14 protein-coding genes are annotated in these 17,095 nt (G+C 42.2%); 4 read left to right on the forward strand and 10 right to left on the reverse strand.

Going from position 1 to position 17,095, the window contains the following annotated elements; genetic code table 11:
• The first annotated feature begins 95 nt into the window (after positions 1 to 95).
• The gene (locus Q8W26_RS08985; RefSeq protein WP_305473130.1) at positions 96 to 227 is read left to right on the forward strand and encodes a hypothetical protein; all 132 of its coding nucleotides are present in this window, start codon (positions 96 to 98) and stop codon (positions 225 to 227) included.
• Between the two features lie 158 nt (positions 228 to 385).
• Here the strand turns inward: Q8W26_RS08985 and Q8W26_RS08990 are convergent, their stop codons facing one another.
• From Q8W26_RS08990 to Q8W26_RS09030, 9 genes are all read right to left on the reverse strand, one after another.
• Positions 386 to 964, reverse strand: coding sequence for a hypothetical protein (locus Q8W26_RS08990; protein WP_305473132.1), 579 nt, complete (start codon positions 962 to 964; stop codon positions 386 to 388).
• 615 nt (positions 965 to 1,579) lie between these two features.
• Positions 1,580 to 2,857, reverse strand: a complete 1,278-nt coding sequence (locus Q8W26_RS08995; protein WP_305473133.1) for a PAS domain-containing sensor histidine kinase — start codon at positions 2,855 to 2,857, stop codon at positions 1,580 to 1,582.
• Between the two features lie 2 nt (positions 2,858 to 2,859).
• Positions 2,860 to 4,161 carry a sigma-54 dependent transcriptional regulator gene (locus tag Q8W26_RS09000; protein WP_305473134.1) on the reverse strand — a complete coding sequence of 434 codons (1,302 nt, stop codon included), beginning with the start codon at positions 4,159 to 4,161 and terminating at the stop codon, positions 2,860 to 2,862.
• A gap of 9 nt (positions 4,162 to 4,170) precedes the next feature.
• On the reverse strand, positions 4,171 to 5,409 hold the full coding sequence (locus Q8W26_RS09005) for an FtsX-like permease family protein (RefSeq protein ID WP_305473135.1): 1,239 nt from the start codon (positions 5,407 to 5,409) through the stop codon (positions 4,171 to 4,173).
• Positions 5,410 to 5,418: 9 nt separating this feature from the next.
• The gene (locus tag Q8W26_RS09010) at positions 5,419 to 6,711 is read right to left on the reverse strand and encodes an ABC transporter permease (RefSeq protein ID WP_305473137.1); all 1,293 of its coding nucleotides are present in this window, start codon (positions 6,709 to 6,711) and stop codon (positions 5,419 to 5,421) included.
• A gap of 10 nt (positions 6,712 to 6,721) precedes the next feature.
• Positions 6,722 to 7,435 carry an ABC transporter ATP-binding protein gene (locus tag Q8W26_RS09015; protein ID WP_305473138.1) on the reverse strand — a complete coding sequence of 238 codons (714 nt, stop codon included), beginning with the start codon at positions 7,433 to 7,435 and terminating at the stop codon, positions 6,722 to 6,724.
• A gap of 53 nt (positions 7,436 to 7,488) precedes the next feature.
• On the reverse strand, positions 7,489 to 8,757 hold the full coding sequence (locus Q8W26_RS09020) for an efflux RND transporter periplasmic adaptor subunit (RefSeq protein WP_305473140.1): 1,269 nt from the start codon (positions 8,755 to 8,757) through the stop codon (positions 7,489 to 7,491).
• 400 nt (positions 8,758 to 9,157) lie between these two features.
• Positions 9,158 to 10,054 carry a DUF3530 family protein gene (locus tag Q8W26_RS09025; RefSeq protein ID WP_101215792.1) on the reverse strand — a complete coding sequence of 299 codons (897 nt, stop codon included), beginning with the start codon at positions 10,052 to 10,054 and terminating at the stop codon, positions 9,158 to 9,160.
• A gap of 88 nt (positions 10,055 to 10,142) precedes the next feature.
• A complete protein-coding gene (locus Q8W26_RS09030; RefSeq protein ID WP_101215793.1) occupies positions 10,143 to 10,817 on the reverse strand; it encodes an RluA family pseudouridine synthase in 675 nt (224 codons plus the stop codon).
• A 156-nt stretch (positions 10,818 to 10,973) separates the two neighbouring features.
• Here Q8W26_RS09030 and Q8W26_RS09035 point away from each other — a divergent pair, with 156 nt between their 5' ends.
• The gene (locus Q8W26_RS09035) at positions 10,974 to 11,612 is read left to right on the forward strand and encodes a tetratricopeptide repeat protein (RefSeq protein WP_153071540.1); all 639 of its coding nucleotides are present in this window, start codon (positions 10,974 to 10,976) and stop codon (positions 11,610 to 11,612) included.
• A gap of 54 nt (positions 11,613 to 11,666) precedes the next feature.
• Here Q8W26_RS09035 and Q8W26_RS09040 read toward each other — a convergent pair whose 3' ends face one another.
• Entirely contained in the window at positions 11,667 to 13,667 is a 2,001-nt protein-coding gene (locus tag Q8W26_RS09040; protein ID WP_101215794.1) for a hypothetical protein, read from the reverse strand.
• Between the two features lie 249 nt (positions 13,668 to 13,916).
• Here Q8W26_RS09040 and rnr point away from each other — a divergent pair, with 249 nt between their 5' ends.
• Together rnr and rlmB are read left to right on the forward strand one after the other, a co-directional pair.
• Positions 13,917 to 16,307, forward strand: coding sequence for a ribonuclease R (gene rnr / locus Q8W26_RS09045; RefSeq protein ID WP_101215795.1), 2,391 nt, complete (start codon positions 13,917 to 13,919; stop codon positions 16,305 to 16,307).
• Between the two features lie 14 nt (positions 16,308 to 16,321).
• Positions 16,322 to 17,065, forward strand: coding sequence for a 23S rRNA (guanosine(2251)-2'-O)-methyltransferase RlmB (gene rlmB / locus Q8W26_RS09050; protein ID WP_101215796.1), 744 nt, complete (start codon positions 16,322 to 16,324; stop codon positions 17,063 to 17,065).
• Positions 17,066 to 17,095: the final 30 nt, after the last annotated feature.

The raw sequence follows: 17,095 nt of genomic DNA on the forward strand, positions 1-17,095 counted from the left end.
TTTCATGTGAATCTCCTTGCAGTTAGCATACGAGAAAATTCTACGTTTGACTTCGATTATTTTAGGGGAGGGTTACCGAATCAGCGGATACGGTAGTGGCAGAGTTGTCTAAACTGGCGCTTGATTTTAATGTTGAAGTATTTGCAGGTGCTGGGCACCTCTGGACTGAGCAGCAGTATCAACTGGCGGGAAATAAAATAGTGGAGTTTCTAGATACAACTATCTAATTAACATCGTCAACTTAATAGTGCGGCGTCACTATTAAGTTGGCGCTCTTCTCCTTACAACATACTGAAGCGGGCATGCGTCTTTTTATTAATAACTAACTAACTTTCTTTGGTGGTTAATTCTTGTCTGACCCTTAGATGCTACTAAAATGTGATGATTATCTGTATCTACTAATGTATATTTCAGTAAAAAAATTGCCTTCATCATTTCGTAATCGATGGAGTTTGACTGACCCCTCTTTTTGCCATTCAGCGTTCTCTATTTTGTGCAATGTTGTGGCGATAACAACATTAAAATTTGATGCTTCGTCTGAGCTAATTTGCAATTTACAAAGTGTACTCTTACATTCAAGGCTTTCAATTAAAGCGCTTTCTTCATAAAGAAATACATCAAGTAAATTACGAACATTATGCTCACGTTGAGAACTCCATTCGTAATCAACGTTTTCTTGTTCATATATTTCGCTAATACTTAATACTTTTCTGGTTTCTTCACTAGCGACTTCATTGATATTTTCTACTATATCAATAGGCTTTGATGGCTCTTTTATCGTTGTTGAGTGGTTTGTTTCTTGCTTAGTGGTAATATTTTTCTCTGACAACTCCGTTGCCGTTTGAGGCTTAACGGCTATTTCTTCATTCATAACAGAGTCGTTAAACTTAGACACTGCAAACACACCAACCATTAGTAAAGCGATACAGACGACAACCAAATAGTTCTTTTCTTTTTTATTCAAAATTCAACCTACGGTATAGTTAACATATGATGTGCTACTGATACAATTGCCAAAGTTGAGAAATGGCAAAAATGGGTAAAGCCAGCCCCCAGAGAAAAAACTGATATTACAGCCAAGCCTATTAATTTATCTGATTTAGGCACTTCCTCTTTATGAGGCTTTACCTCAGCAACACGTATCGATAGAAAGTCAGAGTCCAAACTTTCTGGTCATTGATAATTCCCTTCACCCAAGGCTCTATCTATAGCGTTTTTTAATCCAATTAAGCCCGCATTATTGACAACAATGCAATCTTGATACGATTCATTGTAAATTTCGAGCTAAGGATTATTTTGTACTGGTGAATTACCGTTCTTTATAAGAACTTGATTATAAATGCTTATTTATTATATAAGTAAAGGCTAACATTAATGAGTTTGAACTTTGAAGTCAATAGAAACAGCATAGCGATAAATTACGTGTTTTTAATCAAACATCGCCTGCCATAAAGAAATGATATGCCTTGGCGATACTTAATCACGTCAGTATCTTTATAATTTGTACCTATACTCACTCTTTTTAAGTTGGCGCTCTTCTCCTTACAACATACTGAAGCGGCAATTAATCATTACTAGCTTAATGCCCAGAGGGTAATACAACCAAGACGCTTAAACCGCCATGCGCTTTATTATTAAAAATTAGCTTGCCTTGGTGCGCCTCAATAATTTCTCGACAGAGAGCGAGGCCTAATCCAGTGCCTGAATGCTTGGTTGAGTAAAAAGGCAATAGGGCATTTTGAATCACTTCTTGTGACATACCACTGCCATTATCACTAATTTCAATCTCGACTCGTTGATGTTGTTGGTTGATTGATAGTGTTATTGGGCCCACGGGATCCGCCTCATGCGCGTTCTTTAAGATATTAATCAATACTTGCTCTAGCTGAGCGACATCGGCTTGTACGCCTGTTGTCGGCAGTGTTGATTGTAATGTAAAAGGATAAAACGCTTGGAGTTGCTCTAATAGGCGAGGCCAATCTACTAAGGATTTTTGCGGTAATTTAACCTTGGTCAAGCTGGCATAACCTTTGATGAAGTCATTCAGGTGGTTAACTCGGCCGCTGATTGTATTAAAGACGCGATTTAAGCGCGGCTCATTGAGATTTTTAGCTAGTAACTCACCACTGTGACACATTGAGCTGATTGGTGCGATTGAGTTATTTAACTCGTGACTGATGACGCTGATGACTTTTTTCCACGTTTCAACTTCTTGCTTGGACAGCTCTTGGGTAATGGTTTTTAAGATATAGAGTTGGTGGCTCGCCTGATGTATTTGAACGTGTGATGAAGTGACGTGCCAAGCTTGTTGCTGATTACTTTTATCGGTGAGGGTAAAAATCGACTCGCCCTGACTATTAAGCGCGCTTTGGAACTCAGGAGCTAACGAACTGACTAGCAACTGCCAGTCCATCCCCAGAATACTGTCTTTAGTATTAAAGGTTTGTTGGGCGGCGGTATTGGTGAAAATTACTTTGCCACGTTGGTCGACTAAAATGGTGACCATAGGCGATGCGTTTAACACCTTATCAAGTAACATCTCGCGCTGATAAAGGTGTTGTCTTTCGTTGCGTAACTTTTCGCTGGTTTGGTTAAAGGCATGAAAGATCGCTGCATGCTTTGAATCTTTTTCATTTAAACTGACCGAAAAGTCGTTATCCCTTAAACTCTGTAGGCCATGGATTAAGCTGTTTAGACTGTGCTGGTAATCACTGTCTTTCTTGGTGATAACCTTGAAAGTGACATAAGCGGTGATCAACAGTAATGCGATGATGGCGATGGGGTAGTCGAGCATAAAGAAATAACTTAGCCCTAAGAATACACCATGGGTAAAGACTAAAAAGAGTGTTGACTTCATACCTAACCCTTTTGCATCAGTTGGTGTTTTTCAATGCGGCGGTATAGTGCTTGTCGGCTTATACCTAGTTCGCTGGCTGCCCGTGAGATTATCCATTGATGATTATCAAGTACACTTTGTAAATGACTTGCTTCATCAAGCTCAGCCAGCCTCGTTGTGTGTGCACTTGGTATCGCTGGCGCGTTTGCATGCGGGCTAAAATCTTCTGGGCGCAGAAGCTCACTCTCTGAGAACACTTTGGCACGCTTACACATGTTTTCTAGTTCGCGCACGTTGCCTGGCCAAGTATGCGCGAGCAAAAAGACTTGAGCTTGTGGTGATAATTGATAGTCATCACCAATAAAATAGTAGGTGAGGGGTAAAATATCATCTTTACGTTGCACGAGTGGCTTAAGGTTTAGCTCAACCACATTTAGGCGATAAAAGAGGTCTTCTCTAAACTCTCCTTGCATAATGGCTTGGCTCAGTTCGGCATTAGTGGCGCTAATAATACGCACATCGACATTGATTGTTTCGGTGGAGCCGACTCGCTCAAATTGCCCTGTTTGTAATACCCGCAATAACTTCATTTGCCCCGATAGCGATAAATTACCAATTTCATCAAGAAAAATAGTGCCGCCATTTGCGGCTTCAAAGCGGCCTGCTCGGCTGGTGTTAGCCCCAGTAAAAGCGCCTTTTTCAACACCGAACAGTTCTGATTCAATGAGTTCGCTGGGCAGAGCCCCCATATTCACTTTTAAAAAAGGCTGTGTTGCCCGTGACGAGTGCTGGTGAATAAAATCAGCCACACGCTCTTTACCGCAACCATTAGCCCCTGTGATTAGTACGCTAATATCAGAAGGCGCTACTTTTTTGGCCATTGCAACAAGCTGAGTCATTGCATCGCTTTGATAAATGAGATTGCTTTGAGGGGGGGATTGACTATTGACTGACTGACTAATGTGATTGGCGATGATATCGAGCAATCTCCGATCATCCCACGGTTTGGGTAAATAATCTGCAGCGCCCGCTTTGACGAGCTCTATGGCCGTTTCTAATTGACTCCATGCAGTAATAATTATGATAGGCGTGTTGGGTGACAGCTCTTTTAATTGATAAAAAAGATCCTTGCCCTCAGCGCCCGAGGTCGTTCCTTGACTGAAATTCATGTCCTGAATAATCAAGTCGATCTGTTGATTACTCACCGCTAATACTGCCTCTTTGACTGTATTAGCGGTGCTTACTTGATAATCATGCAGGCTTAATAATAAATCCAGGGCGTCAATGATATCTGGATTATCATCAATGATTAAAACTCGCTGCATGCTCTGTCCTTAAAGTGTTCTGGTTGCTGTGACCGGTGATATTTTTGTCGTTTTAAATGCTGGCAGCCATGTGGCTAATGTGCCGGCGAGAAATATCGTTAAAACGGCAAGGCAATATAACATAACGTCAGGCTTATCGATTTCAATGACCTGACTCAGCATGATATTAAGTCCGATCACGGCAAAAATACCTATGATACTCGCGATTAAACTCATTAACCAATTTTCGCTAAATACATATAACATAATATCTTTTTTTCGAGCACCTAACGCACGGCGAATGCCAATATATTTACGTTGTTGAGTGACATGAAAGTGTGCATGAGCAAAACTACTGACCACAGTCACCCCAACCATTAAAAAAGATAACACGGCAAATAAGCTCGCTAGCCCAGTCTCTTCACTAAAGAAGTGGGTTAATCGTTCAGGCATACTTTGAATTCTAGTGATATCTCGTTCTGGGTGAACAGATAAAATGGTGTCTCTTAACTTTTCTTGTACTTGTGCCAATTGTCCCGGTTCAACTTGCACAATATAGCGTTGGCCAAAATCGGATTGGGAATACATAAAGTTACCAAAGAGCGCAAAATATTTAATATCTCTCGGTTGATTTGGGTTAACAATAAAGTCTTTATAAATACCCACTACTCGCCCATTATTGGTTAATTCACCCAGCGCTGGTTTATTGGGAAATACGCGCTTAGCCAAGGATTCTGACACAATGATTTGACGTTCAATCTCTTGACCTTCTTTGGGGTTGTAATAGTCGTTAGTAAAGTCATCTTCTGAGGTCAAACCGCGACCTTCAATAATCTCTACCCCTAAGTTTTTAAGCCCAATTTCGCTTGAAAAAAAGTGAGGAACATACGCTAAATCTTGGCTGGTGATAGCATCGTCAGGTAAATCGGCTGCTTGTACATTACCATTCCAGCCACCGTTTTGGATTGGCAGCTGGTTATAATAAGCGGCACTAATAACGCCATCTAATGCGGTAATTTTAGCTATATCCTGCTGTGTAATCGATTGGAAATAGCTTGGGTCTCTAAATTGTGCAGAGGTTGGTGTCAGCTCTACGGCAATTAAATTATCAACATTAAAACCAAGGGGGGTCTTTAACTTTTCCTGAGCGCTGTTGGTTAAAATAACCGTATTGACCATTAGCCCGATGGTTAAGCTCAGTTGCAATAACAATAGCGTTGTTGCGAACTTTCTAAGGCGCAGTGATTTTAATAATGCTTTGATATTCATTGGATAGCCTTATTTTAGTGTGGTTGATAGTTCATTGCGACAAGCGCGAATAAGCGGGTAAAGCATACTGATAAACGATGTGAATAATGCAATCGCAACACCTATTACAATCAGCTCAGCGTTGATATCACTCATGTTTTCAAGCTTAGGAAATAAGCTCAATGATAGCTGAAGGAATACCCAGCCAAAGAATAAAGCAAGAGCTGAGCAACACAGGCCAATCAAGCTACTTTCGACAAAACCTTGATAGAATATATCTGTTTTACTGGCCCCGACGGCACGGCGCAATCCGGTTTCAAAGCGCGCTGCATGATAGCGAGCAAGTAATAAACTACTGGCATTAAAAATACACACGGCAAGGAATAATAAAGTGGCAAGGCCAAACGCTAACATGCTTTCATCGACCACGTTATTGTGTGCTAGCCATTGGTTAACATCTAACAGACGATTATTAATGGCTAAAGGGTGTTCTCCCGCGTCTTTTAATGCTTGGCTATAGCTATCTAAATAGTTTTGAAAGCTGGCTTTTTGTTGTGGGGTATCAAGCTGTACGAAGGCTTGTAAGTAGAATACATTTTTCTCTCGCGTGTCTGATGGCGAGCTAAACGCTTGTGTTGATGTTGTACGAACCGTAATTCCCCATTCGTTAGTTAACGCTGTCTCTAATGGCGCATAGATATCATCAGTTAAATTAAAGGCTTGGTTACCATCTGCGTGGTAAAAAAGAGGCTTAAGGTGCCAAGGTTGTAAGATACCGACGATAGTCAGCGGCTGGTCATTAACATCAATGGTTTTGCCAAGGTTGTTACCCCCACCAAATAATTGCTGATTAAGCACGTGACCAATAACAACTTGGCTGGCATTGTCACTTGTCCAATGTGAGCCATAAGCGAATGGAGTGTCTGTTAATTCAAAGAACCCCGATGTAGTTGCGCGCACTTTTGCTTGATAGCGAGTTAAGTTTTTGGCCTCTGTTGCACGCGTATACACTTGAGATTGGTAATGTGCCATGGTCTGGCTAGCAATGTCATTATTTAATATATGCATTGCATCGCGATAGCGCATCACGTTCAACGGTTCCGATCTGCTAGGATCATTATTTGTCCATGTGCTGAGGCTAACGTTAAAAATAACGCTACTTTTATGAGGGATAGGATCACTGGCCATTGATTTAATAATTGCTAAATTAGCGAGTAATACACCGACGCCAATGGCTAATGTTGTGATCATTAACGTGAAGAACAGGCTATTTCTTTTTAAGTTTCTCAGGCTTAATCTAAGATAATATAAAAACATTTCCATGATAGTTTCCTTATGCACTCACTTCAATCGGTGCATTATCCATGGTGGGTGCATAGATACTGTGATCGGTGATTTGTCCATCAATGACTTGCACATTACGGCCAACGGCGCGGGCTTGATCTGGGTCGTGAGTTACCATCACGATCGTACTGCCTTGTTGATTTAAAGTATGCAGTAAGTCCATCACTTGTCTTGCCATTAGGGAGTCAAGGTTACCAGTGGGCTCATCGGCTAATAATATCTTTGGTTCGCCTGCTAATGCTCTGGCAATAGCGACACGCTGTTGTTGACCTCCAGATAATTGGCTTGGTAAATAGTTAGCACGACTGGCTAAACCAACTTGTTCAAGGGATTGTTCGATACGGCGTTTGCGCTCAGCGGCATTAAACCCACGGTAGCGCAGCGGCATATCAATGTTATCAAATAAGCTGAAGTCGGGTATCAGGTTGTAGTTTTGAAAAATAAAGCCAATTTTCTCGTTACGCAGTCTCGATAGCTCGTTATCGCTAAGCCCTTGAATGTTTACGCCATCAAGTTCGTAACTGCCTTGGTCAAAATTATCGAGTAACCCAGCGACATTTAAAAAGGTTGATTTACCCGAGCCTGAGGGACCTGTCACAGCGACAAACTCTCCTGCGTTTACCTCTAAACTAAAATCGCGTAGGGCATGAGTTTTAATGGTGTCACTGCGGTAAATTCGGCTGATTTTTTTCATGTGTAACATAGTTGTTTATTCCTAATAAAGGTTGTGGCTTAGCGCGGACTAAGCCACATAGATTAGTTGTTTAATTTAATTGTTGAGGCTAAGTTGAAATCGCTATAATCGGAGATGATAATTTTATCTCCAACATTTAAACCGCCAGTTATTTCTATGTATTCAACACTTTGAGAGCCTGTGCTGATTGGTGTGCGCAATGCCTTATCTTCGTTAATGACATAGGCTGCCTGACCTGCTGATGATTTTAAAAATGCACCTCGTTTGACCATTAACACATTCTCTTTTTTCTCAAATTCGATTCTTGCGTTCATGCGTTGATTTTGGCGTAGGGTTTTGGCGTCATTGGCATTAACTGACACACGAACCATGACTTGGTTGTTCTTTATCTCTGGCGAGACGGAAATGACTTTTCCTACTAGCTCTTTCCCTGCTATCTTCATGTTAACGATTAAGCCAAGACCAAGGTCGTCAGCATAAAACTCTGGCACATTGAGTTCAGCTTCGTACTGGCTTAAATCGACCACGGTCATAATCGGGTGAGCGTCTGACACTCTTTCTTTTTGTTGCACTAACCAATTGCCGACAATGCCAGTCACGGGAGCGCGTATATTCAGTTGTTGCTGTCTGCGTTCTAGCTCTTTAACGATCAGTTGTTGGTTATTTACTGAAAATTGACGGGTTTTGTTCTCAAATTCTAAGCGTTTTTTAGCGAGCTCAACGCGCTTTTTAGCATGTTGATAGTAGAGCTTTGCCTCGGTCTTTTCATCTTGGGTCGTCACTAAATCAATTTCACTGATCACTTGTTGCTTAAAAGACAGTTCTGCACGTTTTAATTCTCTAATACTGGCATTGAGTCTTAACTGAGCAGTATCTAAGCCTCTTTCAAGATCTAATTGGGCTTCGCTATCTTGAAGTGCGCCACGGCTGGCTTCTATTTTTAATCTCGCTAGAGTTGATTGTTCTTGGGCAAGGAGTGAGCTTAATTCTGGGCTAGCTAAGGTCGCAATAATATCACCCGCTAAGACATTGTCTCCGGGTTTAGCATGCATGGTGATTTGTCCCGGCTCTGAACTATAAACTTGAGGCGCGTTAGCGGCAACCAACTTTCCTGATACGGCGATATCGCGAATTAGGGTGCCTTTGGTCACGCTTGCCGTTAGTAATGATTGGTTATCAAACGCTGATACACCATTAACCCACTGACTTAATGTTGGTTGGCTGAACCAGATAAGTAAACAGGCGAAAGGTAAAATTAGCGCATACTTTTTCCAGCGTTGTGTTGTGGTGATCTCAATTGCTTCATCCTGTCCACTTGTTCCATTAATCATCGTCGTTGCTCATTATTGTTGTTTACTAACCAGTGGCTGCAGCTAGCATGCCAAAATATTAATTTGTTGTAAGTTGTTGTATTTAAGTTGTTTAGTTCGTTGTTCTTTAGAGGTTGTTAAAAGAGAAGTGTCCGTTCGGACACTATTTACTGTCCGCGAGTGTCCGAACTGTTCGGTGTGGACACTCGGGGTGAACAACCAAATTTCGAGTGTTTAGACCATCAAAAAAATATCAGGTATCTCGTGGTTAACATTATTTTTACTGAGCATTCTTTAGTGCTGTATGTGTTGGTTGGGAGCGGAAAAAATGTGATTGCGAGTGTGAGTCTTGAAGACGTCGTTGGTGAGTGCGTCAATAAATAATAAATTTTAAGGCGTGCCGCCAACCGGAACTTCTTTCCTAATTCAGCCCCAAATGACGAAACCAGCCGTAAAGCGTTTTCACTAATAGCTCGTCGTTGTGTGAGCTGACTAATTCTGTTTGTCGGTAGTCTGGATGACGGTTTTTATTACTAAATAGCTTGCGTTGTCTCATTGTTTCAAGAGTTGTAGGCCGCTCAATTTGATAAACATCCAGCACGGGAATATTAAGTTTGGTGATTTGGTTGGCTAATTTTTGTTGTGTTGTTGCTAGCTCATCATTGGTCAATGTTGCGAAAGCTACATGCGCATCAAGTATAACAATACCACTTGGTGGGCGAAGGTGTTTACTGCTTAGTGCTTTTGTTAAGTAAGCGATTTGACGGCCTTGAATAATCAGTACGGAGTGTTTTGATATTTGCCCTGCGGTGTTTAACGCGGAATTAAGGCGGCTAATCAGTTCTAGGGTGTAAGGGTTGTTGGTCTCACTTGAATTGGCTTGAGGATCAGAGGCCGCTTCTGCCGCATTGGCTCCTGTCTCTTCTGATGAGGGGGAAACTTCATTTAGTAAATGAGCACTGGGCGGCATAATTGATAAGGTCATCCAGCCTTTTTCTGTTAGCCCTGTACGTAAATTCTCAATTAACTCAGGATTGTTAAGCGGGGTTGTCATATCGCTTAAAATGATGGCAACGCCGTGGCGAGTTGCTGCCATGTAGTCGCGCTGAAGAACTAAAAACTTGCCGCTAGCACTGTCAAACCATTTTACTTCAGCGGGTGGGAAGTGTTGTGCTAGTAGTTGCTCACTGACTGATTTTTTCGCTTGTGCCTGTTCTTCCTCTTGAGCAAAGCCGCAGGTTGATAGCGTTAGCATTGCGCAAACAGCCACAAACTTACTTAACTTCCACATCGCGTTACTACCCAAACTAATCACCATCAATCGTTATCTGTTTTTATAAAAGCTTAAAGCAATTTATATTCCAATGCACTGGAATGTCAGTGAAGATAATTGATGGGTGACAATGTTAAGTTAACGAAACCCTTGGCTCAAAAGGGCTCGGCGCGGTAAACGTGATGCGTTCCTCAGTACTTGGATGCTCGATGGTCAGTGTTAGTGCATGCAAGTCTAATCGTGGTGACATTGGCAGTGCGTCAGGACGGCCATAGAAGTCATCGCCAAGAATTGGATGGCCTATTTGTTGCATATGTACACGTAGCTGATGCGAGCGTCCGGTGACAGGCGTTAACTCGACTAGGGTTGAGTTTTCTTCTTTTGACAGTATTTGCCAATGTGTTAATGAGGGCTTGCCATTCTCATGATCGACCATTTGTAATGGGCGGTTTGGCCAATCACAAATTAACGGTAAATCGACACTGCCACTGCTCTGTTCTGGGTGGCCTAGCACTCTGGCTAGGTATTTCTTTTCCGTGGTGCGCTGTTGAAACTGACGAGAAATATGACTTTGTGCCGCTTTATTTAATGCAAACAACATCAGCCCTGAGGTGTCCATGTCGAGACGATGCACCACAAGTGCTGTTGGCAAGACGCGCATTAAGCGTAATGTTAGGCTATCACGATGGATTAGTTGACGGCCAGGCACCGACAATAGGCCACTTGGTTTATTGAGAACCGCAATGTCATCGTCTTGATAGATAATATCAAGCCAAGGGCTTACTGGTGGGTTGTACACAAATGTCATAAGGTTCTCTGTCGTTTTTATAAAAGCGGGGCTATTGTAATGGTTTTAAGGTTAAAGGCTAGATTAAAAGGTAGAATTAAAGGCATAGCGCGTGCTGCCGATAGATTAAGTTAAGTCTATGTCATTCATAGGTAAGGTGTCGATAAGGTATAAACAATGATCCATAATAAAATATATGTTGCGATAACCGCTTTGGTGTTGCTTTTTTGTAAGCCGAGTGAGGCGTTTGCACCTAATGAAGATGGCGTGATCCAGCTGTATTCCCAGCGTGAGCTGTTAGCGCTGATTGCTGAAAATACTCATTTACAGCGAGTTCGTGCGGATGATTGTCAGCTGGTGGAAGATATTAAAGCCCGTGCTGAAATCGTACAGCTGCCAAGCTACCAGTTTCTTTATGGTGACATGTTAGCTTATGGTGTGTGTGTGAAGCGTGATGAAAAGTATGGCGTGTATATGATGGAGCAAAGTGCTCATCAGGGACTCGTTGAAGCGATTGAACAACTTGGCCGTTATTACCATATTGGTAAGTTTTTTCAGCCAAACACCAAGCGCGCACTCTATTATTTAACCGAAGCGGCGAGCTTGGGTAATTTGAAAGCGCAAATACGCTTGGTGGAAATTTTAGCCGATGAGCAGGGTAGCCCAGTTGATTATGAGCGTGCTTATCACTGGTTATATAATTCAATTATTGCTGATGATGAGAAAAAGCAATATGTCACTGAGCTATTAACCAAACTGGCTCAGCTGATGCCGCCAAGTGTGATTGAACGTGCTCAGCGGCCGTTAATTAAATAGTGAAATAACATATACGATGTAGCCTAACCATTGTTAGGCTACATTATGTTTGGGTTATAGCCATAACCTGATAGATTTATCTTTAAATTGAATTGCGCTGTATAACCCCGCAAAATCACTGCCCAAGATCAGGTCACATTGCATAAAACCGTCATGAGGCAATAAAGCGACTTCAATTGGCTTATCCGAAACCATCAATGGCATCTTATATTGACCTTGGTGTTGATCGTTTTCCCCTTTGCTCAACAACCGACTAAGATCTTGTGGTGTTATGCCATATCGCTCACGGTAGCGCCTGGTGATATAAGAATCTCGACTACCGCTATCAAGGCACAGATTCAAGCGTACGCCATTATCAAGTTGCTGGAATACGGGAAAACCATCACTAAAGAAAAATGGCACACTGATGTCGGGCTCAGCTAAAGGCTCATTGTGGTGGCTTAAAATGGCGTGTTGTTGATACAAACTTGGCATAGCAACGACTTTTTCTTGCTGTTTGTCTTTTGCCCAGAGAACCCCTAACTCACTATGCTGGTTACAACGAATCAGTGTCTTGTGGGTACGCGCTAACGTAGCAACTTGCTGTGAACCCGTTAATCGGCACGATTGTTGTGCTAAAGGCCAAACATTTTGACTTGCACCACTGTCTGCTAGCCACTGACGTTGATTAATGAACCTACCTTCGTTATTTAAGATATAGCGGGGATTGGGCTTGTGCCGAGTGTCTTTATTCAAGTGATTATTTTTTTGTTGTGCTAACAAAGTAATATCTTGTTGTAATGCTCGATATCGCTTTGAAAATCCCGTCGCGCTAGAGGGTAACTGACTCGGTAAGCTAAGGTGCGATTGGGCAACTTGATGTTGGTATAAGGTCAGGTAATCAATGATAAACCCGGTGCACGCTTTGGCTAATTGAGGTGAATAATCAAGTGTTTCGCAGTAAGAAAAAGCACGGTTGTATTCGATGCTCCCTCGTTTAATCTGGTCAATAAAGGTATAAAATTCATTTATTGTTGTGTTATGAGTTGGTGACGGTATTTGTGAAAAGTCGAAATCGAGTAATTGTAATTTGATCGCAAAAGCATCAACTAGCTGGTTTGGATTGCATTCGGGGATCGAACTAAATAATTCCGCCAAGGTATTCATGGGTTTATTAAGTTCCCATAATACATAAAAGTGGTACATGTTTAAGGCTGGCGATAAGGCTCTGCGGTGGCTCTCTTGAAGCGTAGCCCCTGTAACAGAGCGAAATGTCGATGGTGTTGCTGGGCTCCTTTGCTTCATTTGTTTAAAAACAATAGGGGACTGGCAGCCTGCCCATACTTTTTTTTGAATTCGTATAGAGTCCTCACTGAGCGTAAGATTTCTTTTTGTTGGCGATCCAATAGTCACGTCGGTTAGTATGCTTTCTGTTATAGATTCGATAAGGTATGATTGGAATTCGTTGATTGTGTGCTCATCATCTATATTCCCCCTTGATGTTAATCGGTAGGGTAATGTTTTCGCGTGATGCAGTTCATGAAAGAGGGTGGGATAAAAATTATCAAAGATGTTGATATTAAATAACGTATCTTCATTAAACCCTGAGTCAATACTTGCTTGGCGCAGTGGAGCATATTCGAGATGAGGAATGACCAAGTGAGCGCAAGGTTTGATTGAATGGTAGCGTAAAAATTGACTCGATTTCTCCACCACCGACAAACACAGCGGCATATCATTAAAGAAAAAGGGCGCAAGTAGCGAGCTGTTAATTTGTTCCATTAGGCGAGGGTGATTTTTGCTAAAGCCTTCTTTGTATTTCGCAATATCGATTGGGCTGAGTTGACAGTCAAATTTGATATCCAGTGGTGTGAGTCCTGGAACATGGTGGCTTTGACAAAAATTTATTTCGTTTAATTCTCCTGTGTACTCGCTGACAATGATAGGGTCTACGATGGGGGGGATTATTACTTTGTGGTGGCCAAAGCCATCTTTAGCAAAAGGGTCTAGCATGTTGCTACAGCCCGAGAGTAATACAACGAATAGAAAAGTTATAAATAGGTGCTTGTAAGTCATCTTATTCCTTTATATTTATAAGCTTACTTCATTGTAAGCGAGAGTAATCTATAATATTTGAATCGAATTTCATAATCTTTTGTTGTATTTTTATTCGACTTTTTAGATTGTGTGTTGCTTTCGATGGGGGCTTGTAATGAGATTAATTTGTTCACTATTGGAGTTGCTATCAATCTAATGATTCATTTTTAGGCAGCGCGCTTTATCTCTGTTATACTAGCGGCAATTATTCAAATATGACGCTTATTAATGTCCAAAAAATTTACTGTCGATCAAGATCCCCATTTTGAGCGCGAGAAGCAAAACTACGAAAACCCTATCGCTAGCCGCGAGTCAATCCTCGAATTACTCAAACAATCTGATGCCCCGTTAAAGCGTGAGCAGATTGCTGCAGCATTCTCAATCACTGAACCTGATCCCTTAGAAGGCTTACGTCGTCGCTTGCGTGCGATGGAACGTGATGGCCAAGCGGTTTATATCCGTAATGGTAGCTACGGCTTACCAGAGCGTATGGATTTAATGCGTGGAAAAATCTTAGGTCACCGTGATGGTTTTGGCTTCTTCCGCCCTGATGATGGTGGCAAGGATCTGTTTGTTGACCAAAAACAAATGCATACCGTATTTCACGGTGATGTAGTTTTAGCTCAGCACAGCACTTTTGGTCGCGGTAAACGTGATGCACGCATTGTTCGTGTCGTTGAGTTTGGAAAGGCGGAATACGTGGGTCGCTTTTTTGTTGATGGTGACATTTCATTTGTAGTGCCTGATGAAGCGCGTATTGCCCAAGATATTATTATTCCGCCTGAATGTGTTAATGGTGCGCGTAATGGTCAGGTTGTTATTGTAAAAATAACCAAGCGCCCAACGCGTCATCAAAGCCCGTTAGGTGAAATTAGCCAAATTATGGGTGATGAAATGGATCCTGGCATGGAGATCGATATTGCCCTGCGTAACCATGACCTCCCGCATGAGTTCTCTGATGCTGTTGCTGCTGAAATCGCAGACTTAGGTGAAGAGGTTCCAGAAAGCGCCAAAGAAGGACGTGTTGATTTACGTGATTTACCGTTAATTACTATTGATGGCGAAGATGCTCGAGACTTTGATGATGCGGTTTATTGTCAGCGCAAGAAAAGCGGCGGCTGGCGTCTATGGGTTGCGATTGCTGATGTCAGTAGCTACGTAAAAATGGGTACAGCGCTAGATACCGAAGCGTTAGAGCGCGGTAACTCGGTATATTTCCCGGCTAATGTTATTCCAATGTTGCCAGAGATCCTGTCAAATGGCTTATGTTCATTAAACCCAAAGGTTGACCGTTTATGTATGGTTTGTGAAATGACCATCAGTGAAGCGGGTAACTTGTCAGGCTATAAATTCTATCCCGCGTTAATGAACTCTCACGCTCGGTTAACTTATAATAAAGTTGCTGCGATGTTAGAAGGTGATAAAGCGTTATGTGAAGAATACGCTCCTGTGCTAGGTGATATTAAAGAGCTTCATAAACTTTACACGGCATTAAACGACAAACGTTTAGCCCGTGGTGCAATTGCATTTGAAACATCAGAAACGCAATTTGTATTCAATGAAAACCGTAAGATCGATAAAATTGTTCCGCTGGTGCGTAACGATGCGCATAAGATGATTGAAGAGTGCATGATCTTAGCCAATGTTGCCTCAGCTAAGTTTGTTGAAAAGCATAGTGGCGTTGCGTTGTTCCGTGTCCATGACACGCCGGGTGATGAAAAGCTCACTAATTTCAGAGCATTCTTAGGTGAATTAGGCCTTTCTCTAGGCGGTGGTGATAAACCAACCCCTGCTGATTATGCTGAGCTGTTAGAAAAAGTAAAAGACCGTGATGACAGCGAGCTGATTCAGATCATGTTATTACGTTCAATGAAACAAGCGGTATATGCACCTGAAGATGATGGCCACTTTGGTCTAGCGCTAGATAATTATAGTCACTTTACGTCGCCAATTCGTCGTTACCCTGATTTGATCTTGCATCGTACGATTAAGTCGTTACTGATCAAACTTAAGAAACTTGATCAAGACTACGGCAAGAAAATTGGTGCTTATCGTTATGAGAACGAGCAAGTTAGTAACCTAGGTGATCATTGTTCAATGACCGAGCGACGCGCCGATGATGCAACGCGTGATGTGGCTGATTGGTTAAAGTGTGAATATATGCTCGATCATGTCGGTGATACGTTTTCAGGTACGATTAGTACGGTGACTAGCTTTGGTTGTTTTGTGCGTTTAGATGACATCAATATCGAAGGGTTACTGCATATTAGCGCCCTTGATGAAGATTATTATCACTTTGACCCGGTTAAGGCTCGCTTAGTCGCTGAGCACAGTAATGTAACCTATCACATGGGCGATCGCATTGAAGTTAAAGTGGCCTCTGTCAATCTTGATGATAAGAAAATTGATTTAACGCTTAGTTCGTTTAAACCGAAAAAACGCCGTTCAAGTCGTAGCAAGCCTCCCGTAGGCAGTGATAAGTCTGGTTCGGATAAGCCAAATAAACGCTCGTCGGGCAAGCGCGATCAAAAGAAATCGCACAGCAAGTCTGGCGCGAGCAAACCAAGTAACACCAAGTCACGCCCTGGTAAAAATGCGCGTGACAAAAAGAACAATTAAGGTATAGAAGTTAAATGAGTAAGCACGATTTATTATTTGGTCTTCATAGCATTGAAGCGGTTTTAAACAATGAGCCTGAGCGCATTCTAGAAATTTTCGCGCTAAAAGGGCGTGATGATGATCGAATGAATAAAGTAATCAGCTTGGCCCGTAAACACGGTGTCAGTGTTGCTTTTGTGGCGAAGAAAAAGTTAGAAGACCGTGCCGATGGTGAGTCACATCAAGGTATTATGGCTAATGCTCGTGCGGCGCGCGTTAAAAATGAAGCGGATCTTGATGAAATTATTGCCAATAATGAGCAGCCTTTTTTGCTGATCCTCGATGGCGTAACCGACCCACATAACTTAGGCGCTTGTATCCGTAGTGCTGATGCTGCGGGTGTCCATGCGGTTATCGTGCCTAAAGATAACGCCGCGTCATTAACCCCTGTGGTTCGTAAAGTGGCTTGTGGTGCCGCTGAAACGATGCCATTAATTCAAGTGACTAATTTAGCGCGTACTATGCGTGAGATTCAGCAGCAAGGCATTTGGGTTTACGGCACGGCAGGTGAAGCAACTCAAGCGTTATATGAGACTAAGCTAACGGGACCTATTGCAATTGTGATGGGGGCAGAAGGCAGCGGTATGCGCCGTTTGACTCGCGAGCATTGTGATACGTTAGTGTCACTGCCAATGGCTGGTAGTGTGTCGAGTTTAAATGTGTCAGTTACGACCGGTATTTGCTTATTTGAAGTAGTGCGTCAACGCGGGCTTGTGTAAATAACAAGCAATGACAGAGTTAAAAAAAGG

The sequence above is a fragment of the Psychrobium sp. 1_MG-2023 genome (assembly GCF_030689115.1).
In the GTDB taxonomy this organism is placed as follows: Bacteria; Pseudomonadota; Gammaproteobacteria; order Enterobacterales; family Psychrobiaceae; genus Psychrobium.

Coding starts and splice junctions, on each gene's coding strand:
- Q8W26_RS08995 (WP_305473133.1), bottom strand. CDS start 2,857: ATGAAGTCAACACTCTTTTTAGTCTTTACCCATGGTGTATTCTTAGGG.
- Q8W26_RS09000 (WP_305473134.1), bottom strand. CDS start 4,161: ATGCAGCGAGTTTTAATCATTGATGATAATCCAGATATCATTGACGCC.
- Q8W26_RS09005 (WP_305473135.1), bottom strand. CDS start 5,409: ATGAATATCAAAGCATTATTAAAATCACTGCGCCTTAGAAAGTTCGCA.
- Q8W26_RS09010 (WP_305473137.1), bottom strand. CDS start 6,711: ATGGAAATGTTTTTATATTATCTTAGATTAAGCCTGAGAAACTTAAAA.
- Q8W26_RS09015 (WP_305473138.1), bottom strand. CDS start 7,435: ATGTTACACATGAAAAAAATCAGCCGAATTTACCGCAGTGACACCATT.
- Q8W26_RS09020 (WP_305473140.1), bottom strand. CDS start 8,757: ATGATTAATGGAACAAGTGGACAGGATGAAGCAATTGAGATCACCACA.
- Q8W26_RS09025 (WP_101215792.1), bottom strand. CDS start 10,054: ATGGTGATTAGTTTGGGTAGTAACGCGATGTGGAAGTTAAGTAAGTTT.
- Q8W26_RS09030 (WP_101215793.1), bottom strand. CDS start 10,817: ATGACATTTGTGTACAACCCACCAGTAAGCCCTTGGCTTGATATTATC.
- Q8W26_RS09035 (WP_153071540.1), top strand. CDS start 10,974: ATGATCCATAATAAAATATATGTTGCGATAACCGCTTTGGTGTTGCTT.
- Q8W26_RS09040 (WP_101215794.1), bottom strand. CDS start 13,667: ATGACTTACAAGCACCTATTTATAACTTTTCTATTCGTTGTATTACTC.
- rnr (WP_101215795.1), top strand. CDS start 13,917: ATGTCCAAAAAATTTACTGTCGATCAAGATCCCCATTTTGAGCGCGAG.
- rlmB (WP_101215796.1), top strand. CDS start 16,322: ATGAGTAAGCACGATTTATTATTTGGTCTTCATAGCATTGAAGCGGTT.